The sequence below is a fragment of the Microscilla marina ATCC 23134 genome (genome assembly GCF_000169175.1).
Taxonomy (GTDB): Bacteria; Bacteroidota; Bacteroidia; order Cytophagales; family Microscillaceae; genus Microscilla; species Microscilla marina.
On sequence record NZ_AAWS01000004.1, the window covers coordinates 132,335 to 151,897 of the forward strand.

At 38.3% G+C, this 19,563-nt stretch carries 7 protein-coding genes and 1 pseudogene; 5 read left to right on the plus strand and 3 right to left on the minus strand.

Translation table 11 applies throughout. From position 1 onward, the window contains the following. The first annotated feature begins 1,108 nt into the window (after positions 1-1,108). The 5 genes and pseudogenes from M23134_RS04490 (at position 1,109) to M23134_RS04515 (ending at position 16,859) form a co-directional block, all read left to right on the plus strand. Entirely contained in the window at positions 1,109-1,435 is a 327-nt protein-coding gene (locus tag M23134_RS04490) for a hypothetical protein (RefSeq protein ID WP_002694212.1), read from the plus strand. Between the two features lie 117 nt (positions 1,436-1,552). Continuing rightward, entirely contained in the window at positions 1,553-3,490 is a 1,938-nt protein-coding gene (locus tag M23134_RS04495) for a tetratricopeptide repeat protein (protein WP_002694213.1), read from the plus strand. Between the two features lie 899 nt (positions 3,491-4,389). Next, positions 4,390-6,767: pseudogene (locus tag M23134_RS42030) on the plus strand (TonB-dependent receptor domain-containing protein). Positions 6,768-7,275: 508 nt separating this feature from the next. After that, entirely contained in the window at positions 7,276-8,226 is a 951-nt protein-coding gene (locus tag M23134_RS37510; RefSeq protein WP_157558337.1) for a helix-turn-helix transcriptional regulator, read from the plus strand. Positions 8,227-10,658: 2,432 nt separating this feature from the next. After that, a complete protein-coding gene (locus tag M23134_RS04515) occupies positions 10,659-16,859 on the plus strand; it encodes an alpha-2-macroglobulin family protein (RefSeq protein ID WP_045112993.1) in 6,201 nt (2,066 codons plus the stop codon). 215 nt (positions 16,860-17,074) lie between these two features. Here the strand turns inward: M23134_RS04515 and M23134_RS04520 are convergent, their stop codons facing one another. The 3 genes from M23134_RS04520 to M23134_RS04530 form a co-directional block, all read right to left on the minus strand. Beyond that, the gene (locus M23134_RS04520; protein WP_002694220.1) at positions 17,075-17,989 is read right to left on the minus strand and encodes a hypothetical protein; all 915 of its coding nucleotides are present in this window, start codon (positions 17,987-17,989) and stop codon (positions 17,075-17,077) included. 35 nt (positions 17,990-18,024) lie between these two features. Further along, positions 18,025-18,750 carry a leucine-rich repeat domain-containing protein gene (locus tag M23134_RS04525; RefSeq protein WP_157558338.1) on the minus strand — a complete coding sequence of 242 codons (726 nt, stop codon included), beginning with the start codon at positions 18,748-18,750 and terminating at the stop codon, positions 18,025-18,027. A 157-nt stretch (positions 18,751-18,907) separates the two neighbouring features. Next, a complete protein-coding gene (locus M23134_RS04530) occupies positions 18,908-19,489 on the minus strand; it encodes a hypothetical protein (RefSeq protein ID WP_002694222.1) in 582 nt (193 codons plus the stop codon). Between the last annotated feature and the right edge of the window lie 74 nt (positions 19,490-19,563).

Here is a 19,563-nt window from a genome sequence, read left to right on the forward strand (position 1 = left end):
TTTTTGCAAGCAGTTGATTTTTTAGTAAAACAGAAAAAGGTAAAGTGTTCCAAAAGGCGATGTGCTATGGAGCAGACGAATTTTATAGTTTTACTTAGGAACATGTTCAAAATACGTGTCGAGATTGAGGGCGTATACTCGAGGCTGGCTGAGGCACTTTTTGCAGTCGTAGCCATAGCTACGGCGAAAACCGATGGCTGCAGCCCTGCTGCGCCGAGCTCTGCCAAAGGCTAAAAGTAACGAAAATCAGTAAAGAGGATATGTTCTAAACCGGACAGTTATTGCGATCACGTTCCTTAATAATAAGACCAAAGGTAGGTAATTGTACTAATTATTATAAGGCATTGTTTTGCTAAACAAGTGTTGTGTAAGGAATATAGGGGAAATGCTGCTGTTTATTGGCCGAAAAATGCTCAAGTATAGAATAATCTCTTGTATTGATAATGGTAAAACAAACACCTTCTCTGGTAATCCCCTGTATCTGTTCATAGCAAATAGATGATTGACTTTAACCTATTCTCTTGTAAAGTCATCAAGACCTGTTTTACCATCAAGCATTGAACAGTTCAGGTGATGCTGAAGAAGAAACAGATGAACCTTATTTTGAGCAGAGTAAATAGAAGGGTTATGATTGCTTGGATTTGAGTAAGTGGTTTAAAAACAGGTTGTTATAAAATATTGTATACCTTAAATAACCGAGTTTATCTGAGTGAGAATTGCTTGCCCGATTGATAAACGCTAACATTGCATTGTAAGTAATACAAATAGTCTGAAAAATAATTAAGAGTTAAAATTGGTTAGAAAGCTTTGGCAAATAGCTCATAAATATTAACCATAACTTTGGATAGGTAATGTGATAATTATTAGAATATAGGTAAACTGAGCAAAAACTACATGCCTTATTCAAAGTTTATTAAAAAGCGTAGTCTGTTATAACTACGCTTTTTTTTTGTCCAAAAGTATTCCTTTTATGAATTGATACCGTCCATTGGTGAACAAAAACCACCCTTTAGTAAATTCATCAACTTTATTTTACTTGAAACGTTATACCTTTGTAACGTAATAAAAAAACGTATTTTTTACATTTACTAATAAGGATTGTAATATTATGAAAACACTAAAAATTTTTACTCTTATTGCTTGTGTTGCTGCTTTGGCATCGTTTACTATGGCCGATAAAACTCCAGCCAAAGTAGAAAAAAAGGTAGAAACGAATTTTGCTAGCTTTAAGATTGTCAATGATACCGGCATAAAAGTGCGCATTCATACAGGATATGGCGTTGTTTCTTTGAACAAACGCGGAGGATCTACTTCTGTGACTTGTCGCCCAGGCAAGAAAGTATATACTGCTCCTCGTGGTAGTAAAGATAAATTCCTTTTCAAAGTAACTAAAGACATGTGTGGCAAGAGAGTAAAGCTGTCAAAGTATTTATAAGCCAGCAAATCAAAATTTTACACAAAGGAGAATCTTTACGAAGGTTCTCCTTTTTTATTGGGTTTAGCCAAGTTTTTGCTATCTTTTGCCCATTCATTTACTTGTATAAATTAGTGTATGGCTTTATCTGATACTGAAATTGAAAAACGAAAGGCAGTGATTGCAACAACCCAGGATGAAAATCAAAAAGTAACCCGGATAATAGACCTTGCTTTTGATATTTTGTATCAGAATAAAGTACCGCAAGCCAATGCTTTGTTAGAAGAAGCAGCATTATTGGCCACACAAATAAAATTTAAAGATGGGTTGGGCAGGGTAAGACTAGGGAAGGCGGCTATTGCTTATTTTACTGCCAACTACGATGACTCAGCCTTGTACTCTGACCAAGCCATTGAGATATTTCAGCAAACCAACAACAAAGAGTTACTAGCCGAAACTTATACCAACTTGGGGATGTCACACTGGAGCCAGGGTAGCTATAGCAAAGCCTTGGATTATGTTTTTAAAGGCATACATTTATACCAGGAGTCAGGCAAAAGTGGTCGCTTGGCCTATGCGCTGTATATGCTGGGGAGTTTTTACTTAGACTTGAACGACCCTGATAACGCAGAAAAAAACTTTTTAGCCTCGCAAAAAGCCCTTGAAATAGGTGACCCTTATTCTGTGTCAAACGCCCGTAGTTGGATTGGTCTGGCAAACGTAGCTTTTCAGCGCGATCAATACACTCAAGCTTTAGAATGCCTGGACAAAGCCCTTAAATTACAAGAAGAGTCAAACGACCAGTTTGGCATGTCACGTACTTTCAACGATTTTGGTAAAATATATCGCAAACTCAACGATATAGACCAAGCCTACCTTTTTTATGGCAAAAGCCTGAATATTCGCCTACAGGCCACCGACAAACAAGCATTGATTACGACCTACCTCGATTTGGGAGAGTTTAATTTTGAGCAGCAAGAATATGCGCTTGCGGTTAATTACTTGCAAAATGGACTTAAATGGGCGGAAAAACTGCGGGCCAAGGTGAAAATGTACCGAGCGCACCTCTTATTGAGCCAAATTTATGATGTGTTGGAGGAGTATGACAAAGCTTATCACCACCTAAAACAACACAATGAAATCAAGGATAGTGTAATGGGTAAGGATGCCAATCTGAAAATAAGGAACCTGGAAAGCCAGTTTGCCAAGGAACGCTCAGAAAAAGAAGCAGAAATTTATCGCCTGAAAAATGTAGAGCTTAAACAGTTGTATGATGAGATCGAGCATAAAAACCAAGCAATTACTGATAGCATTGAATATGCCCGGCGTATTCAGAATGCGATGTTACCTTTGCACTCCGATTTTTTGACTTACCAGGAATACGCTTTTATTTTCTACAAACCACGCGACATAGTATCAGGCGACTTTTATTGGTTTACCAGCATACCTCACCCTGATAATGCCAGTCTGGAATTGATATTTATTGCGGCGGTAGATTGTACCGGACACGGGGTTCCAGGAGCGTTTATGAGCATGATTGGTCATAACTTGCTCAACAACGTGGTAAAGCAACGTAAAATATATGCTCCTGAAAACATATTGACTAGTTTGCATTTAGGGGTAAAAAAGGCGCTTAAACAAGACCAAAACGATAACCAGGATGGAATGGACCTGGCTTTGGTAGTCATAGATGAGCTGGAAGAGTGTATTCATTTTGCGGGTGCCAACAATCCTTTGGTATATGTGCAAAACGGGGAGTTGCATCGGATTAAAGGCAACAAGCAAGGCATAGGTGGCGGAAAACATAGACCTACCAAAAAGTTTGATCGCCATACAGTTAGTTTTAAAGATACACCAGGCATGTTCTATATTTTTTCAGATGGTTACCAAGACCAGTTTGGCGGAGCAGACAATAAAAAGTTTATGAAACCCCGCTTTCGCCAATTGTTGTTCGATATTCACCATTTACCTCTGATAGAGCAACGCCAACAGTTAGTTGATACTTTAGAAGACTGGATGGGCAACGAGCCACAGATAGACGATATACTCGTAATGGGGCTAAAACTCGGCTATTGAATATGCTGAACCACCAAGTCTAGGTTTGTATTGTGTAGTTGATCTACCATAAATTTGCCTGATACAGTGGCATATATCTACCTTTTACCTACCCATGGAATACTCTTTCCTGTTATTTTTCCTGCATTATATAGTTCAAGACTCCGCAGTGATTTTAGTCAAAGTTGTTTGCTGGTTATCAGTTATTGATGAATTTAAAAACTGTTTAATTGGGTGTTTAGGCGTAAAACCGAAACACTTTTAAAAATAAAGTGTGTACGCAATCTTAATATAAAATACTGGTTTACAGTATTTAACAAGGTGAACATTTACTCGAATCAGCTATGGACTTCCATCTACCGATTTTATAAACCCTTAAAAATCAATGTATTATAAAACAAGTAGCAGGCTTGCAAACCAGCCTAAAGCTAATAGCTAAAGGCTAATAGCTTTAGGCTGTAGAAGCTATGGACTATTGATAGTTGGTAAGAACATCTATTGATTTGAGGAGGTCTATCACCAAGCAAGCATTTCTGTTAAAATACTGTTAAGACCTTAAAATCTCCTGATTCTTCAGAATCTCTACAGATTTGCTGCTTATTTTTGAGTATAAAAAATCATCGCGGCTTCTAAGGAATGGTGAGAAATTAAATTGCTATTCTTGAGGTAGAGGTTTTGTTTTGAGACGAGGCTGTTTTTTGCACCCATAGCAACGCTACGGGCAAAAACCGATGGCTACAGCTACGCTGTGCCGAGCTCTGCCAAAGGCTAAAAATAACGAAGTATCAAGGCGAAAAATCACCTCTCAGAGTGTAAATTTATTTTTGAACAATTCCTAAGATTAAAACCATACTATGATACTAAAAATGACAAAACTCACTTTTATCTTTAATACCTTCTTTCTCATTTTGTTTGCTACTATGTGTCTAAAAGCACAAGTTATCCGAGGAACTTTGACAGATTCCAAAACCAAACAACCTGTAGAGTTTGCAGTATTGGGTTTGTTTCAGGCAGGTGATACCACACAAACTATAGCGGTGGCAACTACTACCTCAGGCATAGGTGGCAAGTTTGCCTTGAACAACCTCAAGTATGGCAAGTATGACCTGGTAATAAGTATGGTAGGGTATGACAAAAAAACATTGACAAACCTGGTCGTTAGCGCGGCAGCCCCCAACTTGAACTTAAAGGAGGTAGACATGTCTTCGTCGGTGCTCAACCTCGACGAAATAGTGGTAAAAGCCAAGCGAGAGTTTATTCAGGCGGATGAAGAAGGCATTACAGTGAAAGCTGATAATAATATTTCACAGCAAGGAGGTTCTGCACTTGATATATTAAGAAATATACCTGGGGTAACTGTAGACAACGATGGTAACATTAGCCTAAGAGGAACCAGCGCCAATATTTTGATCAATGGGCGAAACTCTGCTTTGACAGGAACCTCGCGTGGTGGTGGGTTAGAGTCGCTACCAGCAAGTGCTATCAAAGATATAAACATTAGTACCAACCCCTCTGCCAAATACGATGCAGCAGGAGTAGGCGGGGTAATCAATATCCAACTCAAGAAAGGGGTAAAAACCGGACTAAATGCACTAATTACCCTGGGAGCCAGCAATCGTGATCGTTACAATGGTTCGCTTCGTCTCAATCGTCGCACCAGCAAGTTTAACTGGTTTGTATCGTATGATGCCCGCCGCAATGCTCGCCGGGTATGGTTTGACAATGAAACTGATGACTTTACCCGTTCTGACAGACAGAGTGTGATTATACAAGACCGTGATGGTGATCGGGTAGACATTAATCATTCAATAAAGTTTGGCACTGACTGGTTTATCAATGATAAAACTACCTTGAGCGTAGAAGGATTGCTAGGTACACAAACCCAGGATGAACCAGAGTTTTTAGTCAGTCGGTTTGGTACTGACCGTGCTACGCTCGACAGTACAACCCATACATACAATACCGAAAAAGAAGATAATAAAGTGTTTGAGGGGGCTTTAATCTTTACTAGGAAGTTTGACAAAAAAGGGCAAAAATTAAGTTTCTCGCTGAGCTCAAACTTTGGTACAGAACTGGAAACCCAAGATGTTACTACCAATATATTGCAGCTCAATTCTACCAGTGTAGATTCTACTGCGTTGCAGCGGTCTGCCAATAACAACGCAAATAATATTACCAACATCCAGTTAGACTATATACACCCTATAGGCAAAAAATGAAGATTGAGACTGGCTACAAAGCCATTATTCGTGATATGAACCTTGACTTTGACCAAGAGATATACGACGAAACAATTCAAACGTACGTTTTTTCCGATGAACTGAGTAATGAGTTTAAATACGACGAACAAGTGCATGCGGCGTATGTATTATTTAAAGGAAAACTTAAAAAGAAAATAGGATTTAATTTTGGTTTACGAGCCGAGCAAGTATACCTCACGGCAAAGTCTGACAATACACAAAACATTGAAAACAACTATTTTAACCTGTTTCCAAGTGCACGTATTACTTATAGGGTACGCAAAGGAGAGTTTTTCAAGGTAAGCTATAGCAAGCGTATTCGTCGCCCACGTTTTCGCCTGCTTAACCCATTTCGCGATATCTCAAACCCTACTCGTATTCGGGTGGGTAACCCCGAACTAGGACCAGAATTGACTCACTCTGCCGAAATAGGGTACAATAAGGTGTGGAGTAAAATAAGCTTGATTCCCAGCTTGTTTTATCGACATACAACGAACGTGATACAACGTTTTGCCTCGTTTGATGCCAACTCTGCCTTGGTGTTTCGTCCGGTAAACCTGGGGACTGCCACCGACTATGGTATAGAGTTGATTGTTATTGGTAACTTGGTGAAATGGTGGGATTTTAACGCAAGTTATGCTTTTTTTAATCGGGAGATTGACGCTAGAAACAGTGAAACAGACCTCATTACCAGTAATACAAGCTGGAATGCAAAATTGCAATCAAACTGGAAGTTGAGCAAAAACACTACCCTACAGCTTACTGGAAACTATAGAGCCCCTATTATACGAGCGCAAGGAACACGTCAGGCGTTTCACTCTATTGACTTGGGTTTCCGTCACCGTTTTCTTAAAGGCAGAGCTACTTTCGGCTTAGTTTTGACCGACATTTTCGATACCCGTCAGTTTGGCTTCGCAACCACCACCACTGAATTTACTTCGTCTGGAATATATAAGCGTGAAAGCCAGATTTTGAGGGCAAGTTTGACCTACCAGATAGGGAAGAGATTTAAAACCAGTATTAAAAAGGGGCGTGGCAATCGTCGTCGCCGTAGGTAGCCTGTTTCGCCAGCTGTGATATGTTCTTAAACCCAACATAGGGTAGGTGATCATTTACTAAAATATAAGACGTTGTGACTTCGAGTGGCAACGTTTTTTCTTTTACCATAGGATGAGTGTCCTATATTTTTTATTTTACTACGATCAAACCCTTAACTCAAGCAAAAAATTTCGTAGTAGTTATTTTAGCCCTGTTCTTAATTATAATGGTTCGCTTTTGACTAACCGAGCTCAACAAAGTGATATGCTTTTGATTGGGGATTTATAACTAACATAAAATAAGTGTGTTGTATATCTGTGAATCGAGTCTATTTCTAAATCCGATTCATCGAGGTGGCTTGCTGTGATGAGCTCAGCATAGTTAAACAGGAGGTAGCACCCGGTATTTAAGGACTTGCGCCTGTCGTTGTTCAAGGTATTACCGTTGAGCGTATTACTATCAAACTAATTTTTGTGTATGCAATCCAACTCTTTTTCAGTAGACTCACCTCAAAACTGGCTTGTCCAGATGGCAGAAATTTTTGAAACCAAAGTAGTGGATAATCAAATTAATATTCCTGAGCACCTGGGGCATGGGTCTATACAAATGCATTGTTTTTCGGCAGAGCTAAATTTGTCAGTGCAACAAATCTATTTAGACAAACCTCTCCGTATTTCGCGCAAGGCAGCGCCCAGAAAGGATATTTTACCCATTGTATTTCATTACTCCAAGGCTGGGGTAGACCATATACATCTTGCCGCCGAAGAAAAGAAAACCTTGGGAAGGTTCAGCCCACAAGGGATAATGATTCCTGCCCACGAGCAAGACAGTATTGTAGAATTTCCTTCTAATGAAGAAATTATAACTATTGCTGTGGTAGTGAGCCGTCGTTGGATCATTGAATATATGCAAAACATACCGGGCAAAGAAGCCGAAAATCTGGTAAGCCTGTTTGCTTGTCAAAAACAGTTTTGTATTTATGAAACGCTTAACCAGGCAATGGAGAAAGCTATAGAAGAAATTATTCAATGTGACTATGCCGAACCAGTCACGGGTTTGTTCTTGCAAGCAAAAACAATTGAGCTATTGGCGTTATTTTTTGATAAACTGGCACAACGTGAAACAACTGATGGGTTTTATAACCTGAATCAAACCGATGTCGCGTCCTTGTTTGCAGTAAAGAAAATATTGATGGATAACCTTGAAAACCCGCCAACTATTTTGTGGTTATCGCGAGAGGTAGGTATGAGTGAAAGTAAACTCAAAAAAACTTTTAAGCAAGTGTTTGGTCATAGCATATACCAGTATGCTTTGTATAATAGAATGGAAAAAGCCAAGGAGTTATTAGAGTCACGTCAATATAACGTATCAGAAGTAGGAGGATTGGTGGGGTATTCTAATCTGGCGCACTTTGCCAGGGCATTCAAAAAACAATATTCTGTAGCCCCAAAACAATATTTGCAAAAATTTAGGAGATAAGGAATAATAAAAAATTAAATTTTGTTATAAAAAATATAACCTTCTTAAATTCTTTCTCGTAATATAAATCAAATACAATTTTATTATTGTCAGATGAATAACTTCTCAAACATACCGCTCATTTCTTTCTACACTCGTAGTTCTTGGTGCTGGTTATTAACCTACCAAAACTTGTTTGAGTAATACTCTCCTCTTGTAATCAATTCTTTTTAATAATCTTACTACATACTTTCCTTATACAGGTCTGGTTCATGTATGCCTATACACAATTGTGCATGCCTGAATTTGAACTCACCTGAATAAACTCAATGCTATCTATATACATTTATACTTATTTGTATATATGTAGTCGAGCCTATCAATAAACTTCGATTGATAAGTTTAAATTGAAGCAACACTATAAATGCTGGTTTACCACCTTTATAACGCTTTTGTATTGTATGTTTAAAATCAATTGAACTGTTTTTATTGTTCAATTGATAAATATGTCTGCCTGATTAATATCATAATTTAGATTTTCAGATAAATATTTTTGAGAAAGTGATATGGATACCAAGATAAGTATCAATAATAGTTCGTGAAATATAGTCATTACACGAAACTGAATGCATAATCTATACTCACCCGAAAAATCATAAGAAGTAGGAAATAATTGACTAATTAATAGAAAGTAAACTGTGGTCAAACCAAGGAAAGTAAGTGCCGTGAAAAACCTAACTAAAACCTGAAAATCAAGGAAATAAGTGATCAACTAATAGAAAGCAAAATGTGATCAAACTAAGGAAAATAAGTGACAAACTAATTTAAAGTAAAACGATCAAACTGAGGAAAGTAAGTGATATGAAAAACCTAACTAAAACCTGAAAATCAAGGAAATAAGTGATCAACTAACAGAAAGTAAACCGTGATCAAACCAAGGAAAATAAGTGATGTAGAAAACCTAACTAAAAAACTAAAAATCAAGGAGATAAGTGACAAACTAATAGAAAGTAAACCGTGATCAAACCAAGGAAAATAAGTGACGTGAAAAACCTAACTAAAACCTGAGTATCAAGGAAATAAGTGATCAACTAATAGAAAGCAAAATGTGATCAAACTAAGGAAAATAAGTGACAAACTAATTTAAAGTAAATCGTGATCAAACTGAGGAAAATAAGTGATATGAAAAACCTAAAAATCAAGGAAATAAGTGATCAACTAATAGAAAGCAAAATGTGATCAAACTAAGGAAAATAAGTGACAAACTAATTTAAAGTAAACCGTGATCAAACTGAGGAAAATAAGTGATATGAAAAACCTAACTAAAACCTGAAAATCAAGGAAATAAGTGATCAACTAATAGAAAGCAAAATGTGATCAAACTAAGGAAAATAAGTGACAAACTAATTTAAAGTAAACCGTGATCAAACTGAGGAAAACAAGTGATATGAAAAACCTAACTAAAACCTGAAAACCAAGGAAATAAGTGATCAACTAATAGAAAGTAAAATGTGATCAAACTAAGGAAAATAAGTGACAAACTAATTTAAAGTAAACCGTGATCAAACTGAGGAAAACAAGTGATATGAAAAACCTAACTAAAACCTGAAAACCAAGGACATAAGTGATCAACTAATAGAAAGTAAAATGTGATCAAACTAAGGAAAATAAGTGACATGAAAAACCTAACTAAAACCTGAAAATCAAGGAAATAAGTGTCAAATAAGGAAAATAAGTAACGTGAAAAACCTAACTAAAAACCAAGGAAGTAAGTGTCAAGTAATGAAAATAAGTGACAAACTAATTTAAAGTAAAACGATCAAACTGAGGAAAACAAGTGATATGAAAAACCTAATTAAAAAAATGAACACCAAGGAAGTAAGTGTCAAATAAGGAAAATAGTGATTCAAACACCTAACTAATCAAAATTACCCTAAATAGAATAGTTAACTTTACAACGCAAGATAAACTTTATCATGCGTTGTTTTTTTTGCTTTAGAGGAAAGCTTCAACTATTTAAGGTGCAAAAATCAAGTCAATAAAGATTTACTTCAATTTGCATTGTGTTCTGTTTTTATACTTGTCTGAACATTGTGTACTTGGGGCTTTTTTATATATGCAGATATAAGAAATATATACATTGGCAAAAAAAGTAAATTACTTAAAAATAGACCACACCACCTTACACCTACCCCTTTTGCCCTATGACACTTGTCTTGTTAACAAGGACAAAACTTACATATACAATAAACTACCCTATATCTATTGTGAAGCACTTTGTTTTTTGTAATTTTAGTTAAAAGCAGCAAGCCAGTACGATTCAATGGTTTTATTGTCAGGTAGTTGTGTGCCAAGCAAGGTAAATACATCATCTTGCAAGGCACCTGATACAATGAGACACCTGATGAAATAATGGCTATTTTGCTGTAAAAATCACCTAAACTATTCTCATTATGCATTATACGAAAACTATAAGGCGTTTATTCCTGAGTGCCCTGGTCTTGTTGGCGCTTAGCTATTGGCAGGTGCCTGAAGTACATGCCCAAAAAGCTTATAACAGTCGCTGGGACAAGGTAAACGGATTTTTGAAAAAGAAATTACCCAAATCAGCCCTCAAGGAAGTAGACGGCATTTATACGCAAGCCAAAAAAGACAAAAATTCAGCACAACTTATCAAAGCCATTGTACATAAATTAAAGTATGTGGTAATGGTAGAAGAAAATGATTTGGTAAAAAGCCTGACCGATTTGCAAACTGAGGTAAAAAATGCGGAGTTTCCGGTAAAACCCATGTTACACTCTATGTTGGGGCAGGTCTACTGGCAATATTATCGCCGCAACCGTTGGCGTTACAATAACCGTACTGCCACTTCCAAAGATTTTGCTCAGGCTGATCTGAACACTTGGGACTTACGAAAAATTACTGAAGAAACGATGCATCAATACAAGCTTTCGCTGAAAGATGCTGAGAAGCTTAAAAAAGTGAAAGTAGACATTTACGACGAAATTATTGTAAAAGGTCACACAGAGCAACGCAAACTTCGCCCTACTTTGTATGATTTTCTTGCCCATCGAGCCATTAACTTTTTCAAAAGCTCGGAACCTAACCTCACCAAGCCTGCCTATCAGTTTACCCTGAACAAACCTGAGTACTTGCAGGATGCAGTAGGTTTTGCTAAAATGAAAATAGAGTCACGTGATACTACTTCGTATAAGTATTACGCCTTGACTATTTTGCAAGACTTGATCAAGTTTCACCAAAACGACAAAGACTTGTCATCGCTAGTAGATGCCGACCTTGCCCGCTTAAAGTTTGTGTACAACCACTTAAGTACTACCATCAAAAAAGACTTGTATCGTGAAGCGTTGGAGCGTTTAGAAAAACGCAGCATTAAGTTTCCTATTTCTACGGAAGTGACTTATGCCATTGCCAATATTTATTACCAACAAGGCAGGAGCCACAACCCTTTGCGACTGGACAAAAAGAAATGGAAGCTAAAAACAGCCATTGAAATATGCGATAAAGCAATTGCTCGTTTTCCTAAATCGCGGGGGGCTCAACAATGTAAAAACCTGAAAATAAGAATATTCAGCAAGAGCGTAAGCTTGCAAACTGAGCGAGTAAATGTACCTGAACAACCTTTTAGGGTAAGTATACAATACAAAAACACTGACCAAATGCATTGGCGGGTATATAAGGTAGACTTAGACTGGCTGCAAAAAACTTATCTTGCCTGTAACCCCAAAAGCCACGCTCAAGCTTGTTTTTTAGAAGCCACCTATCAACTAACCCCTTTGCATAGCTGGAGCACCAAGTTGCCAGATGATAAAGATTACCAAATGCATCGTTTAGAAACCAAGGTTCCAGCGTTGCCTTTGGGCAATTATATGTTAGTGGCAAGTGTATCGCCTAATTTTGAAACTAAGGGCAATGCAGTGGCAAGTGATTTAGTGACAGTAAGTAGCTTAAGTTATATCAACCGCAGTCTTCGCTATAAAGGCATTAGTCAGGTATATGTTTTGGATAGAACATCCGGTAAGCCTGTGGCAGGGGTAAAGACTACCTTGAAAGTACGTCGTTATGACAACAAAAAACGAGCGTATTTGATAGAAACCGGAGGTGTTTTTACATCAAATAAAGAAGGGTATGTAGAAATACCCTATGTTGATAATTACTATAAACGTAATTTTTGGCTGGAGTTTGAAAAAGGCAAAGACTGGCTGTCTACCCTTGACCTGAACTCATACAAATACAAATCGCGTTATGGCAACTTGTATCGCTATAAATATACCGATAGTAAACGCACCTACACCAAAACTTTTTTCTTTTTAGATCGAAAGATTTACCGCCCAGGGCAAACAGTTTATTTCAAGGGGTTGGTTTTAAACACAGACGGAGACAAGCATGACATTAAGGCAAACTACAAAACAACAGTAACTTTATATGATGTGAATGGTCAAAAGGCTGGTAAGCTTAACCTAACCACCAATGAGTTTGGAACATTTAACGGTTCATTTATAGCACCTAATAAAGGCTTGAATGGCAATATGCGCATCAAAGATGCACACGGAAGCATTAGTTTTTCGGTAGAAGACTACAAGCGCCCTAAGTTTGAAGTAAGCTTTAAGCCAGTAAAAGGGAGTTTTAAGATAAATGATATGGTAACGGTTACAGGCAAAGCCAAGGCATATTCGGGAGCTAATATTGACGGGGCTGAGGTAACATACCGCGTGGTGCGTAAAGCGAGTTTTCCAAGATGGTACTACTACTATTATGGTTATTCGCCATCTTCGCCTAGTATGCAAATTACCAAAGGAACTGCTACCACCAATGCTCAAGGCGAGTTTGAGGTAAAGTTTAAGGCTATTCCAGACTTAAGTGTAGGCAAAGAAACAGACCCTACTTTTACTTATTGGGTGTATGCCGATGTAACCGACATGAATGGCGAAACCCATAGCAGTAGCACTACTGCATCGGTGGGGTATCGTTCGCTCAAAGTAAGTGTATCTGTGGGATCACAGGTAAACCAAAGCAAAAAAGCTGCTTGGAAAATTAATACCAAAAATCTCAATGGACAGTTTCAGGCAGCCAGTGGTACCATTACTATTCATCAGCTTCGGCAGCCCGAAAGAGTGTTGCGGGTACGTAAATGGGCGCAGCCTAACAAATTTATACATTCACCCACAGAGTGGGAAAAGTGGTTTCCGAACGACTTGTACCGCAATGAAAACAATCAGTACAAGTGGAAGAAAGAAAAAGAGGTATGGAACGCAAAATTTGCCACCAAAGAAAAAGACAAAGCCAGCCGTTTGCTGAATATTACCAACATAGCTAAATGGAAACAAGGGGCTTATGTATTGGAAATAAAAGCTAAAGACGCGCAAGGTAAAGAGGTAAAATCAGTAAGGTATTTTACAGTCTATAATCCTAAGTCTAAAAGTATACCTACCAACCAGGTGCTTTATTTCAAAACTGAAAAGACGAAGGCAGAACCCGGCGAAAAAGCCCAAATATTGTTAGGGTCGGCAACTAAAGGAGTGCAGGTATTGTACGAAATAGAGCACAATAACAAGATTGTGGCAAAGCGGTGGTTAAAACTGAGTAAAAGCCAAAAAATGATAGAGGTACCCGTGAAAGAGGAGTATCGGGGAAACTTTGGTGTACACTTTACTTTTGTAAAAAACAACCGTTGGTACCATCGTGATGAGACAGTGTATGTACCACGCACCAACAAAGAGCTGGACATTAGTTTTGAAACTTTCCGAAACAAACTTAAGCCAGGAGAGAAAGAAGAATGGCGGATAAAGATTGCAGGTAAAAAAGGGGATAAAGTAGCCGCTGAAATGGTTGCTACCTTGTATGATGCCTCCTTAGATGTTTTCCGTGCCAATGCATTTAGTTTTGGCATTTATAACTCTTATTATGCCCGTATGCGCTGGGACAGCCGTGGGGGATTTGTTATCAGTAACTTTAATGTGTATGCACGCGATTGGAATGATCGTACGAAATATGTGAAATCTAAAAATTATGATTACCTCAATTGGTTTGGGTATTCGTATGGTCGTCGCAAGTATTATGACCGTCACCGTTTTAGAAAAGAAAAAAGTAGTGCAGGCAATACATCGACTCCGACAAAAGTAATGGAGGAAGTGAACGATGTAGCTGTGCCTAGCCCTAAAATGGCAGTAGCGACCAGGGCAAGCAAGAGTAAAGTTGTAGTAGCGGACAAGCAACAAAGTGTTCCTGTGGTTAAAAAAGCCGCTGGAGGTAGTGGGGGTAGTCTGGATCAAGTAAAGGCACGGACTAATTTCAACGAAACAGCTTTCTTTTACCCCAGTCTGCGCACCAATGAAAAAGGCGAAATCATTGTGAAGTTTACAGTGCCTGAGGCGCTTACCAAGTGGAAAATGAGAGGGTTTGCCCATACCAAAGACCTGAAGTATGGCTTTGCCAGCAATGAATTGGTGACCCAAAAAGAATTGATGGTGGTACCTAATGCTCCTCGTTTCTTCCGCGAAAGCGATCAAATGACCTTGATGTCTAAAATCTCTAATGTATCGGAAAAAGATTTGACAGGATCGGCGCAACTGTTTTTGTTTGATGCCATTACTAACAAACCGATTGATAAGCTATTGGGCAACACCAATGCAAAGCTTAACTTTCAGGCGAAAGCCGAGCAGAGTACGGTGGTAAAGTGGAAACTAAAAATACCTGTGGGTGTGCAAGCAATTACTTATAGAGTGGTGGCAAAAGCAGGTAAATTCTCAGATGGAGAAGAAATGACTTTGCCCGTATTGACCAATCGTATGTTGGTGACCGAAACAATGCCTTTGCCTATTCGCAGCAATCAAACCAAAACTTTTGAGTTGAAAAAACTGATGGCAAGTGGCAAGTCTAAAACCTTGAAGCACCATAAATACACCCTTGAGTTTACTTCTAACCCGGCTTGGTATGCTATTCAGGCACTGCCTTATTTGATGGAGTTTCCGCACGAATGTGCTGAACAAACCTTTAGTCGTTTTTATGCCAACAGTATTGCGGCACATGTGGCTAATTCAAGCCCGAAAATCAAGAAAGTGTTTGATACCTGGAAAAATATCCAACCAGATGCTTTGTTGAGTAACCTGGAGAAAAACCAAGAGCTTAAGTCATTGATTTTGAGTGAAACCCCGTGGGTAATGAACTCAAAGAGCGAGTCGGAGCGCAAACGTCGTTTGGGGGTACTGTTTGACCTGAACCGAATGGCAAATGAGCTGGAAAAAGCCTTGGCCAAACTTATCAAAAAGCAAAAAAGCGATGGTGCCTGGGCTTGGTTTGATGGAGGTTACCCTGATCGTTATATTACCCAGCACATTGCCACCGGTATGGGGCATTTAGATAATCTGGGAGTAAAAAAGGTGAGAGAAGACAAAAAAGCCTGGAGAATGACTACCAAGGCTATTCAGTTTTTAGATCGAAAAATTTATGATGACCACGAAGAACTGAAGCGTTTGGCACGTAAGGGCTTGTTGAAGCTGAAAGATGATCATTTGGGTTATATGCAAATGCAGTATTTGTATATGCGTAGTTTCTTTAAAGATGTAAAACTGAACAAAGATTATCAAAAAGCTTTTGATTACTACTTTGGTCAAGCCAAAAAGTATTGGACCAAAAAGAGTTTATATATGCAAGGTATGTTGGCGCTTGGGTTGTTTCGTTACGACGAAAAGCCAGTACCAATGGCTATTGTGAAGTCGCTAAAAGAGCGAGCTTTGCACAACGATGAAATGGGCATGTATTGGAAACAAACTGGGGGTTATTACTGGTATCAAGCACCTATTGAGACTCAAGCTTTGATGGTTGAAGTATTTGATGAAGTAGCAAAAGACCAAAAGGCAGTAGACGATTTGCGTACGTTCTTGCTAAAGTCTAAGCAAACTCAAGACTGGAAAACAACTAGAGCCACTACCGAGGCTTGTTATGCTTTATTGTTGCGAGGTAGTAATTGGCTAACCAGCGAAAAGCAGGTAGAAATAACCGTAGGTGGACAAAAGGTAAATCCATTTGATGAAAGTAGTCCTGCTAAGGTAGAAGCAGGTACTGGCTATTTCAAAAAGTCGTGGAACGCAGACAATATTACCGCTGACATGGGTAAAGTAACTGTGGCTAAAAAAGACAAAGGCGTTGCCTGGGGTGCGGTTTACTGGCAGTATTTTGAGCAACTAGACAAGATCACAACAGCTAAAACTCCATTAGCATTGAAAAAGCAATTGTTTTTGCAAAAAATGTCAGATGCCGGACCAGTAATTTCACCGATCAAGGCAAACACTAAGGTAAAAGTAGGTGATTTGATCAAGGTACGCATTGAGCTAAGGGTAGACCGATTGATGGAGTATGTGCACATGAAGGATATGCGAGCGGCTGGATTAGAGCCTGTAAACACCATTTCGCGTTATAAGTGGCAAGATGGTTTGGGGTATTATGAAAGCACACGCGATGCGGCGACTCATTTCTTTTTTGGGGCATTGCCCAAAGGGGTATATGTGTTTGAGTATGCCTTGAGGGTAAGTCACGCAGGAGATTTCTCAAATGGGGTGACTACCATTCAGTGTATGTATGCTCCCGAATTTGCCAGCCACTCAGAAGGAGTACGGGTAAAGTTTGAAGAGAAGTAAATATTGTTGTAAAAGCAACAGAACACATAAATATGAACCACTCAAGGCTTGAGCTTTGAGTGGTTTTTTATGGTCAATATAGGGTTATTCTGTTCAATGTATGATGAATAAACCTTGATTTGGACATATTATATTGCAAAAGAGATGGAAGACTATAGTGAGGCAATTGTTCTGCTATGTGAGGGGGTATTTTCAGAACAATTGACCCAATGAAACTATTTACCCCAAGCAAATTTTATTTCCTTCCCTTTCACAAAAAAGTTCTTGATTTTGCCATTGACAGTCATTTTCATCCTATCAGTAATCTTGAATGTGACCACTTGCCCTTGGATGTGAGTAATGATGCCTTTGCCTATCACCAACCAATAAGACATAGAGGTATTGCCCAATTTTTTTTTGTAAAATCGGCTGATATTTCCAGCTACACCTACTTTTAGGCTTGAGGGTATGTTTGGAGAGTATACGGTCAGTTGGTTGCCTGCAAGTTTTACAATGGTTGCCATTGTTTCTGGTTTACCAACTACAGCAGAAGTTTTTTTAGGTGTATTGGCAATGCTTGATGTAATACGTTTCTTTTCGCTGGCGACCAATGTTTGGTTAATGGTTTTTGGGGCTTTTCTCCAGCCAAACTCAGATACAGGGTATCCTATCACCAACAATTGTTTGTCGGTCACTCGAGCATTGAGTTGCTTCCCTTTTTTCTCAAAGCGGTAACAAGTACTTGAGCCGCTTTTCCAAACATTTATCAATTGCCATTGTGCTTTTGATATGTGTTTGAGAGTTGTTTGAATACGGTCGCTTTCATCTTTGAAGTTGAAAAGTGAAATGCCTTGGCATATATTCTGAGCATTGCATTTAAACTTAAGGTTGGCGCCTTTGGCATCTTCATAATCTATGGGTTTGCCATTGCCCCAACCCCTAATAAGGGTAAGAGTTGCTAGTTTTTGCTTAATAAAGCGTTTATTCTTGCCAATAAATTGATAAATGTTTTCAGGAGCTTGGGCATATAGGCTACCCACAAACAACGACAACAGAGCAATAAGTACAGTTTTTTTTATCTTATTTTGAGCTAAGTTTTGTAACTGTTTTGATTTACAATCTATACGCCTTGTAGTATTTGATTGACTCAAAGTTAAGCGCTTAAGAACGATTCTTAAAATAGCATCTAATAAGGAGGGGCAATAAAAATATTTACATTTCTATCTATTTTTTTATACCATACATTTAATTGTATTTTTTTGATGAAAGACAGTTCTTTTACTGTTTTAGGGTGTTTTCCTAACCTTTTCATATATACAGTAAGTTTTTCGAGTTGCTTCATTTGAGATAAAATCTGTATGTTCTCATCATTTGATAAGTCTAGAGTTATAGTAAGCTCTTTTAATTTAATAAAGGACAGGGGTAATTTAATAGAGCGATTGCCAACGATGTCTAATGAGTATAGGTTAGATAGTTCACAGATGTTTTTAGGAAAATAACGAACTCTACCTAAGCCTAACGATAGGAATTCAAGTTTTTTTAGTTCCTTAATCCTACTGGAAATGTATCTTATTCGATGAAAAGACAGAGTTAAATGCAGCAGATTTTTAAAATTAAACAAATACTCAGGTAAATAGGGGTCAAGTCCCCAAAGGTCAAGAGCCTGAATATGGTAAAAATCTTTTAAACAAGGATAAGATCTTCCTGTGTAAAGACCTAATCCGTTCAAGTTTTTTAAACCACAAAACTCATTATCTTTGACAAGTGCCCTAATACCATAGAGATAGCGTAAATTGGTATATTTGGGTATTTGTGCAATAGTTTCGGGGCTCTTATAAACAAAATATAGTACTTTGTCAGGTGAAGTTTTAGTAGGGTCAGGTAGTTTCCTCAAACTATCTAACTCATTCATTAAACTAAGGTACTCTTGCGATTGAGCGTAACTTGACTGCAAACAACTGAAAACCACAAGGAGGCATAAAATTCTTTTCATAAGCTATAGATCTGATGTTTATGAATCTATACTTAGGAAATGGGGCATAAATGGAGAATATCGGAAGTTGTACAGATCACACTAAATAATAAAAACTGAAAATAAGCCCAGTGCCTACGCTCATGGCAAATCCTGAGATAATTTCGGGCAAGGTATGTTTGTGTAGGTAATAACGCGACCACGCCACCAAAACGGCAAAGCCCAAGGCAAAGTAAGCAATGGTAGGGTAGCCCTGTAATAAAAACGAAAAAGTAAGCCCAATACCCATCATGTGGGCGCTGGTTTTGTGCACCACAAAGTTAACCGCAAAGGCAAGTACACATAACAGCAATAAAAACACAAAAGAGGAGAAGAGTATTCTGGGAGCTTCAATAGCATAAAAAAGTGCACATGCAGCCATTAATGAAAACATACCCACCGTGTATACTTGCTTACGCTGACTGCGTACCTCTACGCTCATGTTAGTAATCTTCTTACGCATAATTTGTACTATTACATAAGAAGATGGAATAAGCACCAGAAAGAAAAAAGCAAATAGCGTCCAGTAGATAGAGTCTTGAAGTGGCAGTGTGAGGCGTAACACCATAAAGGTAGTCACAATGGCCAGGTTATACGGAAACAGTATAACTGAAATGTACTTTGCAGTTTTTTGTTTCATCAGATGAGTTCATTAGTAGATTTGTTGATGGCTTAAATATACCTGTTTCTTGCTGAACTACTGCACCTGTGGGG